The 25,366-nt window shown below is 70.6% G+C and carries 21 protein-coding genes; 9 read left to right on the top strand and 12 right to left on the bottom strand.

Annotated elements, in window-relative coordinates; translation table 11 throughout:
* Positions 1 to 2: 2 nt before the first annotated feature.
* Positions 3 to 1,784 (bottom strand): proteasome ATPase, encoded by a 1,782-nt coding sequence (gene arc / locus AB0M35_RS25025; protein ID WP_363748291.1) that lies wholly within the window; start codon positions 1,782 to 1,784, stop codon positions 3 to 5.
* 178 nt (positions 1,785 to 1,962) lie between these two features.
* Between arc and AB0M35_RS25020 the strand changes: the two genes are divergently transcribed.
* Entirely contained in the window at positions 1,963 to 2,256 is a 294-nt protein-coding gene (locus tag AB0M35_RS25020) for a ferredoxin (RefSeq protein WP_363748402.1), read from the top strand.
* A gap of 22 nt (positions 2,257 to 2,278) precedes the next feature.
* Here AB0M35_RS25020 and AB0M35_RS25015 read toward each other — a convergent pair whose 3' ends face one another.
* The 3 genes from AB0M35_RS25015 to AB0M35_RS25005 form a co-directional block, all read right to left on the bottom strand.
* Positions 2,279 to 2,851 (bottom strand): hypothetical protein, encoded by a 573-nt coding sequence (locus AB0M35_RS25015; protein ID WP_363748290.1) that lies wholly within the window; start codon positions 2,849 to 2,851, stop codon positions 2,279 to 2,281.
* A gap of 72 nt (positions 2,852 to 2,923) precedes the next feature.
* Complete coding sequence (locus AB0M35_RS25010; protein ID WP_363748401.1) at positions 2,924 to 3,892, bottom strand: tRNA (adenine-N1)-methyltransferase; 969 nt, start codon at positions 3,890 to 3,892, stop codon at positions 2,924 to 2,926.
* 38 nt (positions 3,893 to 3,930) lie between these two features.
* Positions 3,931 to 5,082: a site-2 protease family protein gene (locus tag AB0M35_RS25005; protein ID WP_363748288.1), complete on the bottom strand. Its 1,152-nt coding sequence runs from the start codon at positions 5,080 to 5,082 to the stop codon at positions 3,931 to 3,933.
* An 84-nt stretch (positions 5,083 to 5,166) separates the two neighbouring features.
* On the opposite strand from AB0M35_RS25005, the gene AB0M35_RS25000 reads away from it, so the two are divergent.
* The 5 genes from AB0M35_RS25000 (at position 5,167) to AB0M35_RS24980 (ending at position 11,660) form a co-directional block, all read left to right on the top strand.
* Positions 5,167 to 6,081: a PD-(D/E)XK nuclease family protein gene (locus tag AB0M35_RS25000; protein WP_363748286.1), complete on the top strand. Its 915-nt coding sequence runs from the start codon at positions 5,167 to 5,169 to the stop codon at positions 6,079 to 6,081.
* Positions 6,082 to 6,148: 67 nt separating this feature from the next.
* Positions 6,149 to 7,339 (top strand): sensor histidine kinase, encoded by a 1,191-nt coding sequence (locus AB0M35_RS24995; protein WP_363748284.1) that lies wholly within the window; start codon positions 6,149 to 6,151, stop codon positions 7,337 to 7,339.
* 26 nt (positions 7,340 to 7,365) lie between these two features.
* Positions 7,366 to 8,055 carry a response regulator transcription factor gene (locus AB0M35_RS24990; protein ID WP_363748399.1) on the top strand — a complete coding sequence of 230 codons (690 nt, stop codon included), beginning with the start codon at positions 7,366 to 7,368 and terminating at the stop codon, positions 8,053 to 8,055.
* A 282-nt stretch (positions 8,056 to 8,337) separates the two neighbouring features.
* The gene (locus AB0M35_RS24985; protein ID WP_363748282.1) at positions 8,338 to 9,105 is read left to right on the top strand and encodes an ABC transporter ATP-binding protein; all 768 of its coding nucleotides are present in this window, start codon (positions 8,338 to 8,340) and stop codon (positions 9,103 to 9,105) included.
* Positions 9,105 to 11,660, top strand: coding sequence for an FtsX-like permease family protein (locus AB0M35_RS24980; RefSeq protein WP_363748280.1), 2,556 nt, complete (start codon positions 9,105 to 9,107; stop codon positions 11,658 to 11,660). The genes AB0M35_RS24985 and AB0M35_RS24980 overlap by 1 nt, the downstream gene beginning before the upstream one ends.
* A gap of 71 nt (positions 11,661 to 11,731) precedes the next feature.
* Here AB0M35_RS24980 and AB0M35_RS24975 read toward each other — a convergent pair whose 3' ends face one another.
* From AB0M35_RS24975 to metH, 4 genes are all read right to left on the bottom strand, one after another.
* A complete protein-coding gene (locus tag AB0M35_RS24975) occupies positions 11,732 to 12,379 on the bottom strand; it encodes an HAD family phosphatase (protein WP_363748397.1) in 648 nt (215 codons plus the stop codon).
* Between the two features lie 96 nt (positions 12,380 to 12,475).
* The gene (locus tag AB0M35_RS24970; RefSeq protein WP_363748278.1) at positions 12,476 to 13,213 is read right to left on the bottom strand and encodes a neutral zinc metallopeptidase; all 738 of its coding nucleotides are present in this window, start codon (positions 13,211 to 13,213) and stop codon (positions 12,476 to 12,478) included.
* A 134-nt stretch (positions 13,214 to 13,347) separates the two neighbouring features.
* Complete coding sequence (locus AB0M35_RS24965; RefSeq protein ID WP_363748276.1) at positions 13,348 to 14,445, bottom strand: ionic transporter y4hA; 1,098 nt, start codon at positions 14,443 to 14,445, stop codon at positions 13,348 to 13,350.
* Positions 14,446 to 14,769: 324 nt separating this feature from the next.
* On the bottom strand, positions 14,770 to 18,285 hold the full coding sequence (gene metH / locus AB0M35_RS24960; protein WP_363748274.1) for a methionine synthase: 3,516 nt from the start codon (positions 18,283 to 18,285) through the stop codon (positions 14,770 to 14,772).
* A gap of 302 nt (positions 18,286 to 18,587) precedes the next feature.
* On the opposite strand from metH, the gene AB0M35_RS24955 reads away from it, so the two are divergent.
* On the top strand, positions 18,588 to 19,457 hold the full coding sequence (locus AB0M35_RS24955) for a PAC2 family protein (protein ID WP_363748272.1): 870 nt from the start codon (positions 18,588 to 18,590) through the stop codon (positions 19,455 to 19,457).
* A 181-nt stretch (positions 19,458 to 19,638) separates the two neighbouring features.
* Positions 19,639 to 20,430: a GntR family transcriptional regulator gene (locus AB0M35_RS24950; protein ID WP_363748270.1), complete on the top strand. Its 792-nt coding sequence runs from the start codon at positions 19,639 to 19,641 to the stop codon at positions 20,428 to 20,430.
* Between the two features lie 314 nt (positions 20,431 to 20,744).
* On the opposite strand, the gene mshC is transcribed toward AB0M35_RS24950, so the two are convergent.
* The 4 genes from mshC to AB0M35_RS24930 all read right to left on the bottom strand — a co-directional run bounded on the left by mshC (position 20,745) and on the right by AB0M35_RS24930 (position 24,294).
* Positions 20,745 to 21,992: a cysteine--1-D-myo-inosityl 2-amino-2-deoxy-alpha-D-glucopyranoside ligase gene (mshC, locus tag AB0M35_RS24945; protein ID WP_363748268.1), complete on the bottom strand. Its 1,248-nt coding sequence runs from the start codon at positions 21,990 to 21,992 to the stop codon at positions 20,745 to 20,747.
* A gap of 64 nt (positions 21,993 to 22,056) precedes the next feature.
* Positions 22,057 to 22,875, bottom strand: coding sequence for an SCO1664 family protein (locus tag AB0M35_RS24940; protein ID WP_363748267.1), 819 nt, complete (start codon positions 22,873 to 22,875; stop codon positions 22,057 to 22,059).
* Complete coding sequence (locus tag AB0M35_RS24935; RefSeq protein WP_363748265.1) at positions 22,872 to 23,447, bottom strand: DUF3090 domain-containing protein; 576 nt, start codon at positions 23,445 to 23,447, stop codon at positions 22,872 to 22,874. Before AB0M35_RS24935 ends, AB0M35_RS24940 begins: the two co-directional genes overlap by 4 nt.
* Positions 23,448 to 23,580: 133 nt before the next feature.
* Complete coding sequence (locus tag AB0M35_RS24930; RefSeq protein WP_363748263.1) at positions 23,581 to 24,294, bottom strand: histidine phosphatase family protein; 714 nt, start codon at positions 24,292 to 24,294, stop codon at positions 23,581 to 23,583.
* Between the two features lie 479 nt (positions 24,295 to 24,773).
* On the opposite strand from AB0M35_RS24930, the gene AB0M35_RS24925 reads away from it, so the two are divergent.
* Positions 24,774 to 25,361 (top strand): hypothetical protein, encoded by a 588-nt coding sequence (locus AB0M35_RS24925; protein WP_363748262.1) that lies wholly within the window; start codon positions 24,774 to 24,776, stop codon positions 25,359 to 25,361.
* Positions 25,362 to 25,366 lie beyond the last annotated feature (5 nt).

Here is a 25,366-nt window from a genome sequence, read left to right as displayed (position 1 = left end):
GGTCAGAGGTACTGACCGGTGTTGCTGGCGGTCTCGATGGAGCGGCCCGCCTCGGTGCCCTTGCCGCCGGAGACCAGCGTCCGGATGTAGACGATCCGCTCGCCCTTCTTGCCGGAGATGCGGGCCCAGTCATCCGGGTTGGTGGTGTTGGGCAGGTCCTCGTTCTCGCGGAACTCGTCGACGCAGGCGTCGAGCAGGTGTTGCAGACGCAACCCCTTGCGGCCGGAGGTGAGGAACTCCTTGATGGCCATCTTCTTGCCCCGGTCGACGATGTTCTGGATCATCGCGCCGGAGTTGAAGTCCTTGAAGTACAGGACCTCCTTGTCACCGTTGGCGTAGGTGACTTCCAGGAAGCGGTTCTCCTCCGTTTCGGAGTACATCCGCAGGACCACCGCGTCGATCATGGCGGCGACGGTGGCCTGGGGGTCTCCGCCGTGTTCGGCCAGGTCGTCGGCGTGCAGCGGCAGGCCGGAGAGGATGTACTTGGAGAAGATGTCCTTGGCCGCCTCGGCGTCCGGACGCTCAATCTTGATCTTGACGTCGAGTCGCCCCGGACGCAGGATCGCCGGGTCGATCATGTCTTCCCGGTTGGAGGCGCCGATGACGATGACGTTCTCCAGGCCCTCCACACCGTCGATCTCACTGAGCAACTGCGGCACGATGGTGTTCTCCACATCGGAGGAGACACCGGAGCCACGGGTCCGGAAGACCGAATCCATCTCGTCGAAGAAGACGATGACCGGCGTACCCTCACCGGCCTTCTCCCGGGCCCGCTGGAAGATCAGCCGGATGTGCCGCTCGGTCTCGCCGACGTACTTGTTGAGCAGCTCCGGGCCCTTGATGTTGAGGAAGAAGCTGGTGTGCTTCTCCTCGCCCCGCCGCTCGGCGATCTTCTTCGCCAGCGAGTTGGCCACCGCCTTGGCGATCAGCGTCTTGCCGCAGCCGGGCGGGCCGTAGAGCAGGATGCCCTTCGGCGGGCGCAGCTGGTGCTCCCGGAACAGCTCCGCGTGCAGGAACGGAAGTTCCACCGCGTCACGGATCTGCTCGATCTGGGAGTGCAGGCCGCCGATGTCGCCGTAGTCGACATCGGGCACCTCCTCCAGGACCAGCTCCTCGACCTCGCTCTTGGGAATCCGCTCGTAGGCGTATGCCGAGCGCGGTTCGATCATGAGCGAGTCGCCGGCCCGGATCGCACTGCCGATCAGTGTCTCGGCCAGGTGCACGATCCGTTCCTCGTCGGAATGCGACACGACCAACGCCCGGTCACCCGGCGCGCCGTCGGGGCCCGCCAGGATCTCCTTGAGCATGACCACCTCGCCGACCCGCTCGTAACCGAACGCGTCCACGATGTTGAGCGCGTCGTTGAGCAGGACCTCCTGGCCGCGCCGGAGTTCGCCCACGTCGAGCGAGGGCGAGACGGCCACGCGCAGTTTGCGCCCACCGGTGAAGACGTCCACCGTGCCGTCGTCATGTCGGGCCAAGAACACGCCGTAGCCACTCGGTGGCTGGGCCAGCCGGTCGATCTCCTCCTTGAGCGTCACGATCTGCGCGCGAGCCTCCTTGAGGGTGCTCACGAGCCGTTCGTTGTTCTCGGTCAGCCGCGCCAACTGCGCCTGGGTGGCTGCCAGCCGCTCTTCGAGCTGCCGCACGTGTCGGGGGCTTTCGGTCAACTTGCGCCGCACCAGTGCGAGTTCCTCTTGAAGGAACGCGACCTGCGTGGAGAGATCGTGGGCCTCCTTCTCCCACCGTGCGGCGCGCGAGTCCGCGTCGTCGCTGCGTGCCACGTCCCACCTCCCCGGGGGGCTTGAACGTTCTGACCTAACACTAGCCGCTATGAGCCCGATTCGGTCCTCCGCAACGCGCCCGTCACCGAAGCTTGATCGCCAAGGGTGGGTTGGCGGGCGGGTACGGGCATTCGGGTACCGTCGGGGGGTGGGACGGGAGAACATGGGGGGTGCACCGGTGGCCGAGGTCGCGACCGACGAGTTGCAGGTCTGGGTGGACCAGGACCTGTGCACGGGCGACGGGCTGTGCGTGCAGTACGCGCCCGAGGTCTTCGAGTTCGACGTCGACGGCCTGGCGTACGTCAAGGGCCCCGACGGTGAGCTCCAGCAGGCCCCGGGCGCCCGCGTCGGCGTACCGGAACACCTGCGTCTTGAGGTGATCGACTCGGCGCGGGAGTGCCCGGGCGAGTGCATCCACGTGGTCCGCGGCAGCGACGGCGTCGAGGTGGCCGGCCCGGACGCGGAGGACTGAGCCACCCGACCCGTCCGGCGCCCTACAGCAGCGGGCGACCGACCACCGAGGCGACCAGCCGGGCGAACTCCTCCAGCCGGGCGATCTGCCCGGCCCCGCCGTCGTCGACGGTCTTGCCGAAGCGCAGCGCGTCGTGGCGTGGCCCGCCGGCCGTCTCCTCGCTGGGCGGGGTCTCGTCGAGCGAGGTCAGCAGCAGGTACACGTCGATGCTGTCGACCCGGATCTCGCCGTTGTCGTGCCGGAACAGCCGGCGGCGGCAGCCGACCTCGGTGACCGAGGAGACCGGCACCACCCGCAGCGACGAGGTCATCGACCCGGGCGGTCCCTCCCCCGGCGGCACGTCCTCGCCGTGCCAGAGCACCAGCCGGCTGCCGTCGCAGACGACGACCTCCTGCCACACCCCGTTGACCTCGTTGACGAAGCGTTCCAGCGTGAAGCCGAGCACCGACGCCCCACGCAGCACACCGCCGAGTGCCTCCAGCGCGACATCCGGGTCGCGCAGATAGGCGCGCGCCGCCGACTCAAGATCGGTGTAGGGCGACCAGTCGGGGAAGACCGCAGGCAGGTCACCGCCGCCGAAACCGGGACGACTCATGCGGTCACCTCCGGCCACCGCCAACCCGCATCCAGGATCAGCCCGTTCACTGCCAGCCGCCCCATTCCGCCGTCACGGCCTGCCCGTCTCCTGCGTCGTGTCCGGTTGCGTCTGCGACGCCGTGCTCGCCTGTCGGGCCGCCTCCGCCTCGCGCAGCGCCTGCCGGCGCTGTGCGTACGCCTCGGTGCCCTTGCTGGGCTTGCGCCGACGCGGCGGTGCGGTGACTCCGGGGGCGAGCTTACGCGCGGACACGAGGAACGCGGTGTGCGCGATCATCCGGTGGTCGGGGCGCACCGCGAGCCCTTCGGCGTGCCAGTCACGCACCAGCGACTCCCAGGCCCGCGGCTCGGTCCAGCCGCCCCGCTCCCGCAGCGCCTCGACCAGCTCGGACAGCTGCGGAGTGGTGGCCACGTAGCCGATGAAGACGCCGCCGGGCAGCAGCGCCCGCTCGACCATGTCAAGGTTCTCCCACGGGGCCAGCATGTCCAGGATGATGCGGTCGAAACCCGTCTCGGTGCACTCGGCGACGTCACCGACGTGCAGGTGCCAGGCCGGGTGCGGCCCGTTGAAGAACGCCTCGACGTTGCGCCGGGCGATCTGGGCGAAGTCGTCGCGCAGCTCGTAGGAGTGCAGTTCGCCGCCGCTGCCGACCGCACGCAGCAGCGAGCAACTCAACGCCCCGGACCCGGCACCGGCCTCCAGCACCTTGGCGCCGGGGAAGATGTCGCCCATGGCGACGATCTGCGCCGAGTCCTTGGGATAGATCACCTGGGCGCCGCGCGGCATGGACAACACGTAGTCCGACAGCAGCGGACGCAGCGCCAGGAACGCCGTGCCGCCGCCGGAGGTGGTGACCACGCTGCCGTCGGGCAGCCCGATCAGGGCATCGTGCGCCAGGATGCCCCGGTGGGTGTGGAACTGCTTGCCGGGCTCCAGGGTGACCGTGTGCATCCGGCCCTTGGGATCGGTCAGCTGCACCCGGTCACCGGGCCGGAACGGCCCACGGTGCACGGGGGTCGGCTCCGGTGTCTCGGCGGGCACGGCGTCGCCCGGGGTGGCCGGGTTCGAGTGGGTCACGGTCACGTGTTCATCTTCCGGTGAGGTTCGAGCAGTTGCGCCAGATCCGCGATGTGCAGAATGCCGACGACATCTTCGCCTGCGGTCACGAGGTACTGCGCGCCCGGGTGGGTCTGCACCGTCTCCAGCACCCGCTCCCCGTCGGTGGCGACCGGCATCCTCGGCAGGTCGGCCACCGCGCGGGCGACCGCGTCCACGGCCAGCCAGGGCCGACGATGCTCCGGTACGGCCGCCGCCGCAGCCGGGTCGACCACCGCCACCGGTCGGCCTGCGGCGTCGGTCACCAGCAGCGCGACCGGCCGCTGCGGGGTCAACTCGCCGGCGCGGCGCTGGGCCTCGGCCAACGGGGTGGCGGTGGGTACGGCGAGCACCGGCCGGGCCAGTCGGGCCAGATCGACCAGGGGCAGCCGCCGGCCGATCCGGGCCATCCTGATCGACTGTCCGGCACCGTGCCAAATGGTGAGCGCGACCAGCGCGGTCAGCGGCAACGCCAGCAGACTCAGCACGTCGGCGGCGTAGAGCAGGCCGACCAGCGAGACAGTGCCCACGGCGAGGGCCCGACCGACCCACCCGGCCACCTCGGTGGCCCGGTGCCGGTCCCGGGTGAGCGCCCACACCACCGCCCGCAACGCCCGCCCACCGTCCAGCGGCAGCCCGGGCAGGATGTTGAACAGGGCGACGATGACGTTGCTCACCGCCAACTGAAAGGCGAGTTGGTGGGCCACGGTGCCCTCGGGCAGGGCCATGGTCGCGGCGACCGCGGCCACGCCGAGCAGCGCGGAGACCGCCGGGCCGGCCAGCGACACCAGCAGGTCCACCCGGGGCGAAGGGGCGTCCCGGTCCATCTCGGTGTACCCGCCGAGCAGTTCCAGGGTGATCCCCCGCACACCGATGTCGAAGTGTCGTGCGGTCAGCGCGTGGCCGAGTTCGTGAGCCAGCACCGAGCCGAGCAGTGAGACGACGAAACCGGCGCCGACCAGATAGCCGGCGGCGGGCGAGAGCGCGAGTCGTTGGCCGGCCAGCTCGCCGTAGAGCACGGTGATCAACAACGCCAGCAACAGGATCGAGGCGTTCAGGTACAGCGGCACCCCGAAGACCCGGCCGACCCGTAGGCCGGGACGCCGTCCTGGCCGCGGCTGCCTGCTCTGCTCCACCGAGCCGATGCTACGCGGCCGGAGATCACCTATTCGGTGCGGCGGCGGCCTTCCTGTCACACCGGTGCCCTAGTCTTCCACGGCATGACCGCGGATCCGGTGATCACCCAGCAGGTTCCGACTCCGGCCCCGTTGCCGCCGACGGTGCGGGCCTCGCTGTCACCGTCGCGGGCCGCGGACTTCAAGACCTGCCCGTTGCTCTACCGGTTCCGCAGCATCGACCGGCTGCCCGAGCGGCCCACCGTCGAGCAGGCCCGCGGCACGCTGGTGCACGCGGTGCTGGAGCGGCTGTTCGACCTGCCGGCACCCGGGCGGACCCCGCAGGCGGCCGGTGACCTCGTCGCTCCCCAGTGGGACCGGCTGGTCACCGAGCAACCGGAGCTGGCCGGGCTGTTCACCGACGACAACCAGGTCGACGCGGTCGAGTTCCTGCGTTCGGCAGCGGCCCTGCTGGAGGGCTACTTCGCGGTGGAGGATCCGCAACGGTTGGAGCCGGCCGAACGGGAGAGCCTCATCTCCGCCGTGATCGACGACGAGTTGCTGATCCGTGGCTACCTCGACCGGCTCGACGTCGCACCCGACGGCGCGCTGCGGGTGGTGGACTACAAGACCGGCGGCGCCCCGCGTGAGGCGTTCGAGGCTCGGGCCTTGTTCCAACTCAAGTTCTACGCGCTGGTGCTGTGGCGCACCCGGGGGGTGGTGCCCCGCGTGCTGCGGCTGCTCTACCTGCGTGACGCCGAGGTGTGCGACTACGCTCCGGACGCCGAGGAGTTGGTGCGTTTCGAACGCACGGTGGTGGCGCTGTGGCGGGCCATCGAGCAGGCCACCGCCGCCCGCGACTTCCGGCCCCGACCGAGCCGACTCTGCGACTGGTGCAGCCACCAGGCACTCTGTCCGAGCTACGGCGGCACCCCGCCGCCGTTCCCCGAGCATCTGCCGGGCGCGGATCCGCTGCGCGACGCGCGTACCCGCCCGGCGGCGCCGGGCGCGGACGAGTAGCCCGGCAGGACCGGCAGGCCACCACCCGAGACGATCTTCCGCCGACACGGGCGGCTAGCGTCATGGCGTGGGTACGCAGCTGAGGAGGTGGCTACGCGCACGCCCGCTGGCCGGTGACGCGCTGTTGACCGTCGGGCTGGTGCTGGGTGAGGTGCTGTTGACCCTGCTCACCCCACGGGAGTTCTGGCCCCACTCGCTGCCGGAGGCGCTGGGCTGGAGCCTGCTCTGTGCCGCACCGGTGCTGTTGCGCCGGGTCGCGCCGTGGCCCGCCGTGCTGGCCGCGCTGGCGACACTGGTCCTGCCGCTGGTGGTCGAGGTGGTGCCGACGACGCAGAGCCTCACCCTGGTCGTGCTCACCTACACCATGGCCGCGTACCGGCCGGTGCGTCCGGCGCTGGTGACCGCGGTGGTGCTCTGGGTGCCGGTGGCGGTGGTGGCCGCCGTGCTGCCGTCCGAGATCCTGCCGGAGATCGGCGCGGCCTACCTGGTGGCGAACAACCTGCTGGTCGGGATCGTGTCGTTCTCGGTGGGTCGTACGGTGCACGCACGCCGGTCCACGACCGCAGCGCTGCGGGAACGGGCCCGGGTCGCCGAGGCGAACCAACGTGCCCTGGCCGAGCAGGCGGTCGCCGACGAGCGGCGACGCATCGCCCGGGAACTGCACGACGTGGTGGCCCACCACGTCAGCGTGATGGGTGTGCTGGCCACCGGGGTCCGGCGGGTGCTGCGCCGCGACCCCGACGCCGCCGACGAGGCGGTCGCCACCATCGAGGAGACCAGCCGGGCCACCCTGCGGGAGTTGCGGCGGCTGCTGGACGTGCTGCGCACCGAGGCGGAGCCAGCCGCCGACCTGGCCCCGCAGCCGGGGCTGGCCGGCATCGAGACGCTCGTCGAGCAGGTCCGCGACGCCGGGTTGCCGGTGACCCTCACCGTGGCCGGCACGCCGGGGCCGGTGGAGCAGGGGGTGGCGCTGACCGTGTACCGGATCGTGCAGGAGGCGTTGACCAACGCTCTCAAACACGCGGGCCGGGCCACCGCGCAGGTGCGGGTCGGCTTCTGCGGTGACGCCGTCGAGGTGGAGGTCACCGACACCGGCCGGGGGCCGTCGCCCGACCGCCAGCGGGTCGGGCACGGCCTGGTGGGGATGCGCGAGCGGGTCGCCCTCTACGGTGGTGTCCTGCGCACCGGGGCACGCGCCGGCGGCGGATACCGGGTGTATGCGCGAATCCCGGTCGAAGCACTGACCGACGGCCGGTGAGCGGCACCCCGACCCCGGAGGACATGATGGCCGATGCGATGACGCCGACGACCCGACCGGTGCGCGTTCTGCTCGCCGACGACCAGCCGTTGCTGCGTACCGGATTCCGGATGGTGCTCGGCGCCGAGCCGGACCTGGACATCGTGGCCGAGGCCGGCGACGGCGTGGAGGCGGTGGAGTTGTCCCGCCGGCTGCTGCCCGACGTGGTGCTGATGGACATCCGGATGCCCCGGTTGGACGGGGTGAGCGCCACCCGGGCGATCGTCGACGCCCGGCTGCCGGTCCGGGTGCTCATCCTGACCACCTTCGAGCTCGACGAGTACGTGGTGGGTGGGTTGCGGGCCGGGGCGAGTGGTTTCCTGTCCAAGGACGTGCCGGCCGAGGATCTGGTCACCGCGATCCGTACGGTGGCCGCCGGCGACGCGGTGGTGGCCCCCCGGATCCTGCGGCGGCTGCTGGACCGCTTCGCCGACGTGCTGCCCGATCCCGCAGCGTCACCACCGGCGTCGCTGAGCACGCTCACCGACCGGGAACGGGAGGTGCTGGTGCAGGTGGCCCGAGGGCTGTCCAACGCCGAGATCGCCCGCGCCCTGTCGGTCAGCGAGACCACCATCAAGACCCACGTCGGACACGTGTTGACCAAGCTCGGGTTGCGCGACCGGGTGCAGGCCGTGGTGTTGGCGTACGAGTCGGGTCTGGTCCGACCGGGGGCGTAACGTGGCCGTTGCATCCGTCACCTACTGTGACGGTCTGCACCGACAACGGTTGCCTTACACGGGGGTAAGGTCGCGGACTATGGTGTGGTGACGAGCTTCGTCGCTGCTCATCGCGCTGATCGGGGATAACCCTGACCCCGGCTGGGGGGCTACCCGCAGCCGGAAATCCGCTCCCTCTCCGCCCGGAGTAGTAGGGATCGCCGGCACCCGGCGCAGATGATGGAACTCGTGCCGAGCCCACGGGGGGCGGCACGATCTGAACAGCGACGGAGAGGTACAAACGTGACCGCTACGACAGGCCGGTCGGCAGAGGCCGCAGCCCGGGCGAGCGACGTGTGGAAGGTTTACGGCAGCGGTGAGGCTCAGGTCATCGCGCTGCGGGGGGTCACCGCCGAGTTCGAGCGTGGCCGGTTCACCGCGATCATGGGCCCGTCGGGGTCCGGCAAGTCAACGCTGATGCACTGCCTGGCCGGGCTGGACACGGTGACCCGGGGCACGGTGCACGTCGGCGACACCACGGTCACCGGCCTCGGTGACGCCGGCCTGACGAAGCTTCGCCGGGACAAGATCGGCTTCATCTTCCAGCAGTTCAACCTGCTGCCGACGCTGACCGCCAAGGAAAACATCCTGCTGCCGCTCTCCATCGCCGGCCGCAAGCCCGACCAGGCCTGGTACGACATCGTCATCGACACGGTCGGCCTGCGGGACCGGCTGGACCACCGGCCGGCGCAGCTCTCCGGCGGCCAGCAGCAGCGGGTGGCGTGCGCCCGGGCCCTGGTGGCCCGCCCTGAGGTGATCTTCGCCGACGAGCCGACCGGCAACCTGGACTCGCGGGCCGGCGCCGAGGTGCTGAACTTCCTGCGCAACTCGGTACGCGAGCACGGTCAGACCATCGTCATGGTCACCCACGACCCGACCGCCGCCGCGTACGCCGACCGGGTGGTCTTCCTCGCCGACGGGCAGATCGTCTCCGAGCTGATCGAGCCGACCGCCGACACGGTGCTGGACACGATGAAGAAGCTGGACACCCTGACCGAGGTGGCTCGCTGATGTTCCGGGCGACACTGAAGAGCCTGCTGGCCCGCAAGGTCCGGCTGATGTTGTCCGGCCTGGCCGTGGTGCTGGGCGTGATGTTCGTCTCCGGTGCGTTCGTCCTCACCGACACCCTCGGCCGCACCTTCGACCAGATCTTCGCTGACGCCTACGAAGAGGTCGACGTCAGCGTGGCCGCCAAGCCGAAGGTGCAAGGCAACGAGATGAACGGCCCGCAGTTGGCCGGGCCGGTGCCGGCTGCCCTCCTCCAGAAGGTGCAGGGCGTGGACGGAGCGGCCGAGGTGACCGGCACGGTGGTCGCCGAGGGTGCCCGACTGATCGGCAGCAACGGCAAGGTGGTCGCCTCGTTCGGCCCGCCGCAGCTCGGTGGCAACTGGGTCGGCGAGGGCGACCTGGTGCAGCTACGCGAGGGTCGGGAGCCGAAGGCCGACGACGAGATCGTGATCAACAAGGGTCTGGCGACCACGGCCAAGGTGGCGGTCGGCGACCGGGTGGGTGTGCTCACCCTCCAGCCGCGCAAGGACTTCACCGTCGTCGGCATCTTCGGCTACAGCGGCGACCGGGACTCCATGGGCGGCGCCAACGAGATCATGTTCACCACGCCGGCGGCACAGCAACTGATGCTCGGTGAGCCGGACGTCTACACCAACATCGTGGCCACCGCCGCCGACGGCGTCTCCGACGAGCAGTTGCGCGACTCGGTGGCCGCCGCGGTCGGCGACGCCTACGACGTGAAGACCGGCGAGCAGCTCTCCGCCGACGCCTCCGCCGGGCTGAAGGAAGGCCTGTCCTTCTTCAACCGGATCCTGCTCGGCTTCGCCGCGGTGGCGCTGCTGGTCGGCACCTTCCTGATCCTCAACACGTTCTCGATCATCGTGGCGCAGCGCACCCGGGAACTGGCGTTGCTGCGGGCCGTCGGTGCCAGCGGCAAGCAGATCATCGGCTCGGTGGTGCTGGAAGCCATCGCCATCGGTCTGATCGCCGCGGTGTTCGGCCTGGCTGCCGGCATCGGTATCGGCGCGCTGCTGGCGTACCTGTTCAGCAACCTTGCCGGTGGGATGGCCCTGGCCGGGATCGCGGTGCCCGCGTCGGCGGTGATCGGTGCCTTCGGTGTCGGCCTGGTGATCACCGTGCTGGCGGCGTTGCTGCCGGCGCTGCGGGCCGCGCGGATCCCCCCGATCGCGGCGATGCAGGACGTCGCCACGCCGGACCGGCCCCTGACGAAGATCACCATCGCCGGGGCGGTGGTCACCGCGATCGGCGCCATCCTGCTCTTCCTCGGCCTGGGCGGCTACGCCGACAGCAACACGCTGGCCACCATCCTCGGTGGCGTGCTGTTCACGTTCATCGGGGTGGCCCTGCTGACGCCGCTGATCAGCAAGCCGGTGGTGGCGGCCCTCGGCGCGGTCTTCTCCGGCTGGGTGCCGGGCAAGCTGGGCCGGCTCAACTCCGGCCGCAACCCGCGCCGCACCGCGATCACCGCCGCCGCGCTGATGGTCGGCATCGCCCTGGTCACCGGCATCACGGTGATCCTCGACTCGGCCAAGAGCAGCATCAGCGGCCTGGCCCAGGACACCGTCAAGGCGGAACTGGTGATCGCCGGTGCGCAGTCCGGGCCCCGCCCGCCGACCTTCGATCCCGCAGTGGTGGACGAGGCGAAGGCGATCCCGGGGGTACGGCTGGTCGACGGCCTCTACGGCGACATGTCGTTGGTCGACGGCCAGCGCACCTACACCGGAGCGGTGACCGAACCGGCCGCGCTGGGCCAGGTCTACAGCCTGACCGCGACCGCCGGAAGCCTCGACCAGTTGGGGCCGGGGCAGCTGCTGGTCAGCGTGGACACCGCAACCGACCGTGGCCTGTCGATCGGTTCGACCGTGCCGATCCAGTTCGCCCGGGGTGAGGCCCAGACCTTCACCGTCAGCGGCATCTTCGAGGACTCGCCGCTGTTCACCCGCGTGCAGATGGTGGTACCGACCGAGGCGGCCCGCAACTTCAGCGTCCCGCAGCCCATCCAGGGCTTCGTCCAGCTGGAGCCCGGCACCGCGGTCGACGAGGTGCAGCCGCGCATCGAGGCGTTGCTGGCCAACAGCCCCGAGGTGTCGGTGGTCAGCCTCGACGCGTACATCGAGCAGCAGGCCGGTCAGCTCGACAGCCTGCTCACGATGATCCGCATCCTGCTGGCGCTGGCCATCGTGATCGCCGTACTCGGCATCATCAACACCCTGGCCCTGTCGGTGCTGGAGCGGACCCGCGAGCTGGGCCTGCTGCGCGCCATCGGCCTGAAGCGGTCGCAGACCATGGGCATGATCACGGTGGAGGCGGTGGTGATCTCGGTGTTCGGCGCACTGCTCGGCGTGGTCGTCGGCACCGGCCTGGGCGCCGCCGTGGTGGAGGCCCTGCGCGACGAGGGCATCACCAAGCTGGTACTGCCCTGGGGTCAGATGGGGGTCTTCCTCGGCCTGGCCGCACTGATCGGCGTGATCGCCGCAGTTCTGCCCGCGGTCCGCGCCGCCCGCATCAACGTCCTGGGCGCCATCGCCCACGACTGAGGTGTAAGGAAGGGCCCCCTGTTAACGCCTAGCGCGGTACAGGGGGCCCTTGTTAACACCCAGCGACGGCGTCAGGTGCCGGGGCGGGCGAGCAGGGCGGCCAGCAACTCCAGGTCCGCCGCGAGCAGGCTCTCCAACAGGTGTACGCCGTCGCGAGGAGCGAGCGGCACCTCCGCCGGCACGGCCAGCACCGCCGCTCCGGCGGCGACCGCGCTGGCCACCCCGATGGCCGAGTCCTCGATCGCCACACACCTTCCGATCGGTACGTCGAGCAGCCGCGCGGCCGTCAGATACGGCTCCGGGTGCGGCTTGGTGGCCTCGACCTCGTCGCCGCAGACCACCACGTCGAAGCTGTCCCGGCCGAGGGTGTCCAGGGCGATCTCGACCAGCGCCCGGCCACTGGAGGTGACCAGGGCGGTCGGGATCCGCGCCGCCCGCACCGCCCCGAGCAACGCCACCGCACCCGGTCGCCACTGCAACCCCGAGCGGAACAGTTCGAGGATGCGTACGTTGATCCAGGCCGCACTGGTCTCCGGATCCCGGTGCGGCTGGCCCAGGTCGTCGTGCAGGATCCGCATGGAGTCGGCCATCCCGGTGCCGACCATCGCCCGCCGGGCCTGAACGGAGAGGCTGCCGCCGTACGTCTCGGCGAGTTCGGCCAACGCGACGTCCCAGAGCCGTTCGCTGTCGACCAGGGTGCCGTCCATGTCGAACAGCACGGCGGCGGGGTGACTCGTCACCGGATCCTCCTCGCATCGGGTACCGGTGAATCCTGTCAGCCCGTCACCGCCGTACGCCCGACACGGTGACCTTTATCAACCGAGCCCGCAGGCCGACAACGACCGCTCGTAGCCCCGGAAGAACGCCTCGGCGCGCTGTTCCGGGGTGCCGTGCGAGCCCTCGGCGAACCACGGCTGACCCGGGTCGTCGCCGACGGCGAGCAGACCCTCGCGGAACTCGTCCAGGTCACCCTCGTCGAGGGTGAGCCAGCCGGCCTCCACCGCGCCGCCCAGGTACGCCCCGGCCATGCAGTCGGCCTGCAACTCCTGCTGGATGGTGAAGTTGTACTGCACGCCGAGGCGGGTCTGGATCCCGTGGGCGTACTCGTGGCCGATCAGGTAGTACACGAACGCGTCGCCCACCTGCCGGAACGCGCCGAACGACCAGTTGATGTCGTACGCGATGAAGTCGCTGACCGTGCAGTAGACGGCGTTGTTGCGGGGTACCTCCTGCCCACCGCAGGACACCTCGCCGTCGCGCTGGTAGGCGATCACCTGCCGGATCGGCCGCAACGTCGTGCCGGACGCCTCGAACTGCGCCGCCCAGTAGCGTTCGGCGGTGCGTCGGGCGACCTCCACGTCCTCCTGGAACTCCTCGACCGTGTCGGTGCCATCGGCCCGGGTCACCTCGGCGCTCGGCGCCGCCGGTTCCCGCTGCCCGGTCGGCTCGCCCGGCCGACCGACCGGCTCCACCATGCACGCGGTCGCCGCCACCAGTGCCACCGCCAGACCGACGAACCTGCCCCGACGCCGCTGCCGCCCACCTGCCGCCACCGCATCCTCCCGCCTCGGCGATGCCGGATCTCCAGTACCCCCACGGTACGACCGGCATGCCCGTCACCGTCTGGTACGCCTTACCACCCTCACCGGTTCACCGGCGGGCGATGGTCACCGGTTCGGGTGGGTCGTCACGGACTGGCGGCGAGGAAGATGAAGGCGGCGAACAACACCAGATGCACCCCGCCCTGCAACAGGGTGGCCCGCCCCGGCACCACGGTCAGCACGCCGGTGATCACGGTCAACGCGAGCAGGGTGACCTGGGTGCCACCGAGACCGAGCAGCAGCGGCCCTTCCAGCCAGATCGAGGCGATCGCGATCGCCGGGATGGTCAGGCCGATGCTGGCCATCGCCGAACCGAGCGAAAGGTTGAGGCTGATCTGCACCCGGTCACGGCGGGCGGCGCGGGCAGCCGCGAGGGTCTCCGGCAGCAGCACCAGCAGCGCGATTATCACCCCGACGAACGCCGGCGGCAGGTTCACCGCCGCGACACCCGCCTCGATCGCCGGGGACACCGACTTCGCATCACCGACCACTGCCACCAACGCGACCAGCAGCAGCCCGAGGCTGATCAGCGCCTGCCGGGTCGACGGCGGATCGGCGTGCACCTCCTCCGGCAGCGTCTCCCCTTCGCTGCCCACCGGCAGGAAGTAGTCCCGGTGCCGGCCGGTCTGCACCATCACGAACAGGGCGTACAGGGCCAGCGACACCACCGCCGCGAAGGCCAACTGAGCCGGGCTGAACTGCGGACCGGCGCGGCCTATGGTGAACGTCGGCACCACCAGACTGAGCGTGGCGAGAGTCGCCACGGTCGCCAACGCGCCACCCGTACCCTCCGGATTGAACACGGCCAACCGGCGGCGCAGCGCACCGATCAGCAACGACAAGCCGAGGATGCCGTTGCAGGTGATCATCACGGCCGCGAAGACCGTGTCCCGCGCCAGCGACTGCGTCTTCTCCCCACCACTGATCATCAGCGTGACGATCAGGGCCACCTCGATCACCGTGACCGCCACCGCGAGCACCAGCGACCCGTACGGCTCGCCGACCTTGTGCGCGACCACCTCGGCGTGGTGCACCGCCGCCAGCACCGCGCCGGCCAGGAACAGGCCCACGATCACGACCATGATGCCGTCGAGCTTCTGATTCCAGGTCAGCGCGAGCACCACAAGGGCAGCGATCGGTACGGACACAGTCCAGGTGGTCAGGGTGCGGCGCAACGCGAGCATGATCTACATCCTGCCAGCCATGATGATCATCAACGGCGAAGCCTCCCCACAGTCCCCCGTCCGCGCGGGCCGCCATGCCCAGCCCGGCCACCGGCCCAGTCGGCGCCCACCGTTACGCCGAAACGGCGCCTACCGCCCCCGCCCGATACCACCGTTACGCCGAAACGGAGTCGATCATCTGCGAACGCACCGCGCGCACGACATCCTTCGAGATAGGTGCGGAACGCGCGATCTGCTCCGGCACCCACGAAACCGGCGAGCGCTACACCGCCGCCAGGATCGCCGCTTCGACCAGCTCTCCGGCAGCTCAGGCGGGTGACGGCGTCACTTGGCGTTGAAGTAGCTGGCTTCGGGGTGGTGGACGACGATGGCGTCGGTGGCCTGTTCCGGCATGAGCTGGAACTCCTCCGACAGCTGCACCCCGATCCGCTCCGCGCCGAGCAACTCCACGATCTTCGCCCGGTCCTCCAGGTCGGGGCAGGCCGGGTAACCGAACGCGTACCGACAGCCCCGATAGTCGGTGCGCAGCAGGCCGGCCAGGTCGGTCGGGTCGTCGTCGGCGACGGTACGGCCGTCGGGCAGGGTCAGCTCGGCCCGGACCCGCTTGTGCCAGTACTCGGCGAGGGCCTCGGTGAGCTGCACGGACAGCCCGTGCACCTCCAGATAGTCGCGGTACTCGTTGCGGGCGAACAGCTTGGCCGCGTACTCGCTGACCGGCTGACCCACGGTGACCAGTTGCAGCGCGACCACGTCCAAGTCCTCGCCGCGGGGGCGGAAGAAGTCGGCCAGGCACAGCCGCCGCTCCTGCCGCTGCCGGGGGAAGGTGAACCGGGCCCGCTCGGCGTGCCCGTTCTCGTCCAGCACCACCAGGTCGTTGCCCTCGGAGTACGCCGGGAAGTAGCCGTACACCACAGCCGCCTCCAGCACCTGGTCGGCGATCAGGCGGTCCAGCCAGTAGCGCAGCCGAGGCCGCCCCTCGGTCTCCACCAACTCCTCGTACGACGGGCCCTTGCCGCCGCGCGCACCGCGCAGCCCCCACTGGCCCATGAAGGTGGCCCGCTCGTCGAGCAGCGCCGCGTAGTCGGCCAGCGGCACCCCCTTGATCACCCGGGTGCCGTAGAACGGCGCGGTCGGCACCGGCACGTCGGCGGCCACATCGGAGCGGACCGAGGCGTCCGTCAACTCCGGCAGCGACTCGGCGACCACGGCACGCTGCCGTTCGCGGCGGGCCCGGCGGGCGGCCAGCGCCGCCTCCCGCTCGGCGTCGATTACCGGCGCGCCACCACGCTTGGCGGTCATCACCCGGTCCATCAGGGACAGTCCCTCGAAGGCGTCGCGGGCGTAGTGCACCTGGCCGGGGAACATCGACCGCAGGTCGTCCTCGACGTACGCCCGGGTCAGTGCCGCGCCACCGAGCAGGACCGGCCAGCGCTCCGCGACCCCGCGCGAAGCCATCTCGGCCAGGTTCTCCTTCATGATGACCGTGCTCTTGACCAGCAGGCCGGACATGCCGATGGCGTCGGCGCGGTGCTGCTCGGCGGCGTCGAGGATGGCGGAGATCGGCTGCTTGATGCCGATGTTCACCACCTCGTAGCCGTTGTTGGACAGGATGATGTCGACCAGGTTCTTGCCGATGTCGTGCACGTCGCCCTTGACCGTGGCGAGGACGATGCGACCCTTACCGCCGTCGTCGGCCTTCTCCATGTGCGGTTCGAGGTACGCCACCGCGGTCTTCATCACCTCGGCGGACTGCAGCACGAACGGCAACTGCATCTGCCCGGAGCCGAACAGCTCACCGACGACCTTCATGCCATCGAGCAGAATGTCGTTGATGATGACCAGCGGCGCGGTGCCGGCGGCCATCGCAGTATCCAGGTCGGCCTCCAGGCCGTTGCGTTCACCGTCGATGATCCGCCGCTTGAGCCGCTCGTTGAGCGGTAGGGCGGCCAACTCCTCGGCCCGCGTCGCCCGCGCGGAGGCCGCGTCGACACCCTCGAAGATCTCGATGAACCGCTGCACCGGGTCGTAACCCTCACGGCGCCGGTCGTAGATCAGGTCGAGGGCGATCTCGCGCTGCTGCTCCGGGATCTTCGACATCGGCAGGATCTTGCTGGCGTGCACGATCGCCGAGGTGAGCCCGGCCTGCACGCACTCGTGCAGGAAGACCGAGTTGAGCACCTGCCGGGCGGCCGGGTTGAGGCCGAACGAGACGTTCGAGATGCCCAGGGTGAAGTTGACCCCCGGCCAGCGACGGGCGATCTCCCGGATCGCCTCGATGGTCTCGATGCCGTCGCGCCGGGTCTCCTCCTGCCCGGTGGCGATCGGGAAGGTCAGCGCGTCGATGAGGATGTCGGCGCGACGCAGCCCCCACCGGTCGGTGAGGTCACCGATCAGCCGTCCGGCGACGCGTACCTTCCACTCCGCCGTACGCGCCTGGCCCTCCTCGTCGATGAGCAGCGCGACCACGGCGGCGCCGTGCTCGGCGACCACCGGCATCACCCGCGCGTACCGGGACTCCGGGCCGTCGCCGTCCTCGAAGTTGACCGAGTTGACCACGCACCGGCCACCGAGCATCTCCAGGCCCGCCTCGATCACCGCCGGCTCGGTCGAGTCGAGCATGATCGGCAGGGTCGAGGCGGTGGCGAACCGGCCGGCCAGCTCCCGCATGTCGACCGTGCCGTCGCGACCGACGTAGTCGACGCAGAGATCCAGCAGGTGCGAGCCGTCGCGGGCCTGGCTGCGGGCGATCTCCACGCACGCCTGCCAGTCGCTGGCGAGCATCGCCTCCCGGAACGCCTTCGAGCCGTTGGCGTTGGTCCGCTCCCCCACCATCAACACGCTGGCGTCCTGCGCGAACGGTACGTGGTGGTAGATCGAGGAGACACCCGGATCCGTACGCGGCTCACGCGGACCCGGCCGGCTACCGCCCAGCCGCTCGGCGAGCAGTCGGATGTGCTCCGGGGTGGTGCCGCAACAGCCGCCGATCAGGGAGACGCCGTACTCGGCGACGAAGCGTTCCATGGCGTCGGCCAACTCCACCGGAGTCAGCGGGTAGACCGCGCCATCTGCGGTGAGCTGCGGCAGACCGGCGTTCGGCATCACCGACAGCGGCACCCGGGCATGCTGGGCGAGGTAGCGCAGGTGCTCGCTCATCTCCGCCGGGCCGGTGGCGCAGTTCAGCCCGATCAGGTCGACCCCGAGCGGCTCGATCGCGGTCAGCGCGGCGCCGATCTCGCTGCCGAGCAGCATGGTGCCGGTGGTCTCCACGGTGACGTGGCAGATCAGCGGGATCCGGCGACCCAACTCGGCCATCGCCCGCTGCGAGCCGACCACCGCGGCCTTGACCTGGAGCAGATCCTGGCAGGTCTCGACGATCAGAGCGTCCGCGCCACCCTCGATCAGGCCGGCGGCGTTCTCCTGGTACGCGTCGCGCAGCGTGGCGTAGGCGGCGTGACCGAGGGTGGGCAGCTTCGTGCCGGGACCGATGGACCCGAGCACGAACCGGGGCCGCTCAGCCGTCGAGTACGCGTCGGCCGCCTCCCGGGCGATCCGGGCACCGGCCGCCGACAACTCGCGGATGCGGTGCTGGATGTCGTACTCGGCGAGGTTGGCCAGGTTCGCGCCGAATGTGTTCGTCTCCACACAGTCCGCGCCCACCGCGAGGTACGCCTCGTGCACCTCGCGCACCACGTCCGGTCGGGTGACGTTGAGGATCTCGTTGCAGCCTTCGAGGCCGTCGAAATCGTCCAGGGTCAGGTCGGCGGCCTGGAGCATCGTCCCCATCGCCCCGTCGGCGATGAGGATCCGGTCTGCCAGCGCGTCAAGCAACGAAGTCCGCACATTGTCAGGTTAGTCCGCTCGGGTACGAACTGAACCCTCGCGCCGTGCTATCCCACATCGTGCCGTCGATGGCAGGGGTGAACCAGGATCGACCGGCTCCGGTGGCCCGGCGGCGGCAGCACGGCCGGTCGAGCCGATCCAGGCGAGTGTCGGTCGCGATCCGGCGCGGCCGGCGGGCCCCATCCGGGCGCGGCACGTAGGCTGACTGATGTGAGGGACTACAGCGACACCACCATGCACAGCGGGCGGACGACCGGGGCTGGACCCGGTCGCGCCGGTGACGCACGGGGTGAGGTGACGGCGTGACCGAATTCGACGGGCTGCCGGTGCTGCGGTCTCCGGTGGCCATCGCCGCCTTCGAAGGGTGGAACGACGCCGCCGACGCCTCGACCGCGGCAGTCGAACACCTGGAACAGGTGTGGCAGGCCAAACCGATCACCGAGCTCGACCCGGAGGACTTCTACGACTTCCAGGTCAGCCGGCCCACCATCGCGATGTCCGACGGGGCCACCCGGCGGGTGGAGTGGCCGACGACCCGGTTCACCGTGGCCAGCCCGTCCGGCACCGAGCGGGACGTGGTGCTGATCCGGGGCATCGAGCCGAGCATGCGCTGGCGCACCTTCTGCGAACAGGTGCTGGAGATCTGCCACAGTCTCGAGGTCGAACGGGTGGTGCTGCTCGGCGCGCTGCTGGCCGACGTTCCGTACACCCGACCGCTGCCGATCAGCGGTAGCGCCTCCGACGCCGACGCCGCCAAGCGCTACCAGCTCACCCCCACCCGCTACGACGGGCCGACCGGCATCGTCGGCGTGCTGCACGACGCCTGCACCCGCGCCGAGGTCGACGCGGTCTCGTTCTGGGTGCACGTACCGCACTACGCCAACAACCCGCCCTGCCCGAAGGCGACCCTCGCCCTGCTGCACCGGGTCGAGGAGGTGGTCGACCTGCCGGTGCCGATGGCCGACCTGGCCGAGGAGTCCGCCGAGTGGGAGCAGCGGGTACGCAGCGCCGCCGAGCAGGACGCCGAACTCGGCGAGTACGTCCGTGAGCTGGAAGAGCGCGTCGGCGACGCGGGCATCACCCCGTTGACCGGCGACGAGATCGCCCAGGAGTTCGAGAAGTACCTGCGCCGCCGCGGCGGCTCCGCCGGCCCCACCGCCGGTTCCTGGTAGCCCCTCCGTATATATCGATACTCCGCAGGCCCCAGGCGATGCCGTCTGGGGCCTGTTTCCTGCGGTGCCGGGGGCGCCTCCCCTGGGTCTGTCGCCTTGCGTCTGTGCCTGTCACCGGGTGTCGGGTGGCGAGATCACCTTGCGTAGGGCATCCTAGGAACCTAGCTGATAGGGGGTCGGGATGCAGATCAACCCGGGGGCGGCGGAGTTTCCGCACCGACAGATCGCCGCGCAGCTCAAGACACAGATTCGGCGTGGCGACTGGGGTCCGGGTGAGCGGCTGCCGTCGATCCCGGCCATCGCCGAGATGTTCGGCGTGGCGAAACAAACCGTGCAACGGGCCGTCGACCAACTGCGGGTCGAGGGTGTCCTGATCACCAAACCCGGCTCCGGTACGTACGTACGCGGCACCCGGCGGCGGCTCAACCGACTGTCCCGGGGGCGCTACGGCGGCTTCCGCGGCTACCACACCGATCTGGCCGCCCGTTACCGCCAACAACTCGTCTCCGTCGGCCGCTCCCCCGCACCGCCGGAGGTCGCTGACGCGTTCGGCGTACCGGACGGCACCGAACTGCTCTGCCGTCGACACCTGGTCCGTACCGAGGACTCACCGGTCGAGGTCGGCGCCTCCTGGTTCCTGACCACCGACACCGCCGGCACCACCCTGGAGCGCGCCGAGGCGTTCGGCCGCCCGCTCTACCAGGAGGCCGAGGAGGCCACCGGTCGGCGGTACGCGACCGCCACCGACACGATCACCGCCCGCCAGCCCAGCCGGGAGGAGGCGGAAACCCTCCAGATCCGCCCCGACACCCCCGTCCTGCACCTGCTGCACGTGGCGTACGACGCCCACCGCAAGCCCATCGAGGTCGCCCAGGCCACCTGGCCCGGCCCGGTCACCACCCTCACCGAGGAGTACAAGATCCCCGCTCCCACCCCAAACCCCGACCCCGACCCCGGCCTCGTCCTAGGCTGACCCCTCCCTCCCTCCCTCCCTCCTCCCCCCGGCCCCGGCCCCGGCCCCGGCCCCGGCCCCGGCCCCGGCCCCGGCCCCGGCCCCGGCGATCTTGCACTTTCTGTCGCCGCATACGCCACAAAAGCCGCACATCAGCGACCGAAACTGCAAGATCGGCGACGCCAGGGCACGCGGGGGTCGGGCCCGCCACATCACCGCCACGCGGCGCCAGGACACGCGGGGGTCGGGGTGAGCGAGGGTCGGGGTGGGGTGAGTGGGGAGTGGGGAGTGGGGAGTGGGGAGTGGGGAGGGGGAGGGGGCAGGGTGGGACGGAGTTAGAGGTGGATGCCGAGGAGGGCGTCGAGGGTTGCGGTGAAGAGGGCTGGGGCAGCGGGGTCGGCGGAAACGCCCGCCGAGGCGGCCAGGGTCTGGTCGGCCCACTCGTCGGCGAGCCGGATGGCACCCGGCGAGTCGAGGTCGTCGGTGAGACGGTCGCGTACGGCGGCCAGGAAGGCCTCCCCGGACGGGCCGGCGGGCGCGGCGGCGGCCCGACGCCAGCGGTCCAGGCGCTGGTGCGCGGTGGCCAGCAGGTCATCGGTCCACGACCGGTCGGCGCGGTAGTGACCGGAGAGCAGCGCCAGGCGTACCGCCATCGGGTCCACCTTGTCGGCGCGTAGCCGGGAGACGAAGACCAGGTTGCCCAGCGACTTGGACATCTTCTCGCCGTCGAGGCCGATCATTCCGGCGTGTACGTAGTGCCCGGCGAACGGTGCCGCACCCGTCAGCCGCTCGGCGTGCGCGGCGGAACACTCGTGGTGCGGGAAGATCAGGTCGTTGCCGCCGCCCTGCACGTCGATGGTGGACCCGAGCAGCGCCAGGGCGATCACGGTGCACTCGATGTGCCAGCCCGGCCGGCCCTGGCCCAGCTCACCACCGGGCCAGGAGGGTTCGCCTTCCCGGGCACCACGCCACAGCAGCGGGTCGAGCGGGTCACGCTTGCCGGCCCGGTCCGGGTCGCCACCTCGTTCGGGGAAGAGTTCCAGCATCTCGGCACGGGACAGGTTGGACTCGTAACCGAAGCGGGGCGCGGCCGAGATGTCGAAGTAGACGTCACCGGTGCCGTCGTCCAGCCGGTACGCGGCATCGTCCTTGAGCAGTACCAGCACCTTCTCGGCGATGTCCGGGATCGACTCGACCGCACCGACGTAGTGGGCCGGCGGGATGATCCGCAGCGCCTCCATGTCCTCCCGGAACAGCGCCGTCTCCCGCATGGCCAGGACCTTCCAGTCCTCGCCGTCGCGGGCGGCGCGTTCCAGCAGCGGGTCGTCGATGTCGGTGACGTTCTGCACGTACCGCACCTCGTGGCCGGCGTCGCGCCACATCCGCTGCACCAGATCAAATGTGATCATGGTGGCGGCGTGCCCCAGATGGGTGGCGTCGTACGGGGTGATACCGCAGACGTACATGGTCGCCGGGCCGAGCGGGTCGCTCGGGTGCACTGCCTGCCGTGCCGAGTCGAACAACCTCAGCGCCCCGCTCCTGCCCGGCAAACGTGGCACCTCGTGCCCCAACCAAGACTCCATGACCGTCAGCCTAACCAGACCGGGGTCATGGCCACGGCCAGCCAGGCGTGATCAACACCTCAGCTCACAACGGCGGCCACGGCACTGCCGGCCAGTCCCGGGACGGCTGGGGAAAACGACCGCGTCGGCACAGTCGGTCGATCCGTGCCGCCAGCTCGGTGATTTCGCTGAGGGTGAGGTGCTCGGCAAGCTCGGCGCCGAGCGGGCCACGGACCTGACCGGCGAGATGATCAAGAGCCTCGACGGCGTCGGCGGGCAACGGCCGCCCGGCCCAGCCCCAGAGCACCGTACGCAGCTTCTCCTCCACGTGGAAGCTGACGCCGTGGTCGACGCCGTGGATCCGGTCGTCCGGACCGACCAGGACGTGGCCACCCTTACGGTCCGCGTTGTTGATCACCGCGTCGAGCACCGCGAGCCGGGCCAGCCGGGGATCGTCGGCGTGGGCCAGGGCGTACGCCGTGCCGTCGTCGTCGCGGGCCGCGGCGATCGGGAACCACCGGGGTGGTACGGCGTCGGCCGGCACGAACCCGACCAGCGGCTCAGCATCGTCCGGTTCGTCGATCCACAACTGACACGAGCCCGGACCGAACGGCCCGTCGCGCAGCACCGTCGGCGGCACCAGATCCCAGCCGGTGGCCGCGGACACCAGATAGGCGGCGACCTCCCGGTCGGCCAGCGTCCCGTCCGGGAAGTCCCACAACGGACGCTCACCACGCACCGGCTTGTACACGCAGCGGGCGGTCATGCCGTCGAGGGTGAGAATCCCGCGCAGGGTGGTGTTCGACGCGTCGACCAGCCGCCCCTCGACGGTCAGCTCGCCGTCACGCAGCAGGCGCAACGCGGCGCCACCGTCCTGTCGGGGGGTCACGCCGGACGAGGTCACCGGTGATAGCCGTTGTGCCGTGGGCAGAGATGACCGGCCGGGTCGAGCGGCTGGCCGCAGAGCGGGCAGGGCGGACGGCCGGCGTTGACCACCCGACGGGCCCGTTCGATGAACTCACGGGTCGCCTCCGGGGTCAGCCGCACCCGGAGCCGGTCGAGGTCCTCGTCGGGCTCGACGTCATCGGCCTCGTCCTCCTCGGACTCGCCCAACTCCATCTCGGCCTCGGCTTCACCGACCGCGATCGCCTCGATCACCACGGTCGCGGTGTCCGCGTCGAAGGCAAGGCCCAGTGTGCCGACCCGAAACTCCTCGTCGACCGGCGTTTCCAGCGGCTCGTTGTCGCCGATCGAGGCCGGCGCCTCGGGCAGTTCCACCCCGAACCGACGCTGCGCCTCGGTGAGCAACTCCTCCAGTTTCTCGGCGAGCAGCGAGACCTGGACCTTTTCCAACGCGACGCTGACCAGCCGACCTCCGCCGCGCGCCTGGAGGAAGAACGTGCGCTCCCCCGGCGGCCCGACGGTCCCGGCGACGAACCGCTCCGGCGGCTCGAAGGCGTGCACCTGGTGCGTCATACCCACGACCCTATCCGGCGGCCCCCGGCGCCGCGCACCCCACCGACCCGATTTCCGGTACGCTCTCCGGCCCGCCTCGCGGCCCGTCCGGTCGTCCGCTGCACGGCTCCACCGCCGCCCCGGGCCGGACGACTCACCGGGCGCCTCCGGCCCCACCGCCCACCGGGGCGTCCGAGTCGGTGGGCCGGGTTACCCGCCGACGCCGCTTGCGCGGCGGCGGGACCAGCCCGGCCAGGTCGCCGCCGACATCGTTGAGGCGCAGCAGGAAGGGGCGGAGCGGGGTGTAGCGGATCGCGGTCACCGACGCCGGATCCACCACGATCCGCTGAAAAAGATCAAGGTGTACGCCGAGTGCGTCCGCCACGATCGCCTTGATCACATCGCCGTGGCTGCACGCCAACCAGATCGCCTCGGGACCGTGCTCGGCGGTCAGCCGGGCGTCCCAGGCGCGTACCGTGGCGACGGCGCGAGCCGCCATCTGCGCCATCGCCTCCCCTTCCGGGAAGACCGCGGCGCTGGGATGCTGCTGCACCACCGGCCAGAGCGGCTCCTTCGCCAGCTTCTTCAGCGGCTGCCCCTCCCAACTGCCGTACCCGCACTCGATGAGCCCGTCGTCGGGCACCGGCGAGGCCTGCGGCAGCGCCAGTTCGAGGGTCCGTCGGCAGCGGACCAGCGGGCTGCTCACCACGGCGGCCAAGGGCACCCCGCGGAGTCGCTCACCCACCGCCGTGGCCTGGGCTCGGCCGGTCTCGTCGAGGTCGACCGGCTGCCGACCGGCCAGGCCGCCGTCGGCGTTGGCGGTGGTACGTCCGTGCCGCAGGAGCAGAAGTGTCGCCACGTACCCCACCCTAGGCCGCCGGCGCCCATCGGTGGTCGGCAGACCGTCGCGGCGCCGGACGCCGTTCGCGTACCGTCCGTCCCGGCCAGTGCCGGTCTGGCACCTGTCGGCCTGGCTGCGAGGATGCGTCCGGCGCCATGCGGACCATTTGTCCGGCATGCCGGGTTCGCCATGTTGTCCCGTGCGGAATGTCGAGCGGATGCCGGGCGTTGTAATCGGTGGCCGACCAAGCAGGGCCGCGTACGGCAGCGGCGTACGGTTCGCGCCGCCATCGACCGGCGGACCTCGCGGGTACCCCGGCCGGCAGACCCCGTGGGAATGTCCCACCCCCACGGGTCGTTATACCTGGTCCCGGTGCCGCGAAGACCCCGGTCCGCCGCCGGAAACCAGTCTTTCTCTGCATGCTCTGTGCGCCGTGACGGCGCTGGTGTCGCCCCGCCGATCCCCCTTTGCGTCGGCGACGCCCAACCCCCGATTGGAGCCTGCTCATGAACACCATGCTGCGTAAGAGCGTCCTCGCCATCGCCGGTCTCACCGTCGCCGGTGGTCTCGCCGCCGGCCCGCTGAACCACGCCACCACCGATTCGACTCCGGTCAACCCCATCGCCGCTGCCGTCCAGGCCGACAAGCCGGACACCGCCAAGCTGATCCCGCACGGTGTGCAGGGCAGCCAGTCCCGCATCGACCTGAACGACGAGCAGGTCGACAACACCAAGGCGATCATCGCGGCAACGAAGAAGGCCGGCATGGACGAGCGTGCCGCCGTCGTCTCCATCGCCACCGCACTACAGGAGTCGAAGCTGGAGAACCTCGGCCACCTCGGCGACCGCAACGACCACGACTCGCAGGGCCTGTTCCAGCAGCGTCCGTCCAGCGGCTGGGGCACGGTCGAGCAGATCACCGACCCCGAATACTCCACCACCGCGTTCCTGAAGGGCCTCAAGCAGGTCGACGGCTGGCAGGACATGCCGCTGACCGAAGCCGCGCAGACCGTCCAGGTCTCCGCCTACCCCTTCCACTACGCCCAGTGGGAACAGCAGGCCGCCGACCTGGTCACCGAACACTGGAACAGCTGACCCGA

It is taken from the genome of Micromonospora sp. NPDC051196 (genome assembly GCF_040682415.1).
Taxonomy (GTDB): Bacteria; Actinomycetota; Actinomycetes; order Mycobacteriales; family Micromonosporaceae; genus Micromonospora.
The sequence above is the reverse complement of the archived record's forward strand: the minus strand, read 5'-3'. Positions and strand labels throughout refer to the sequence as shown.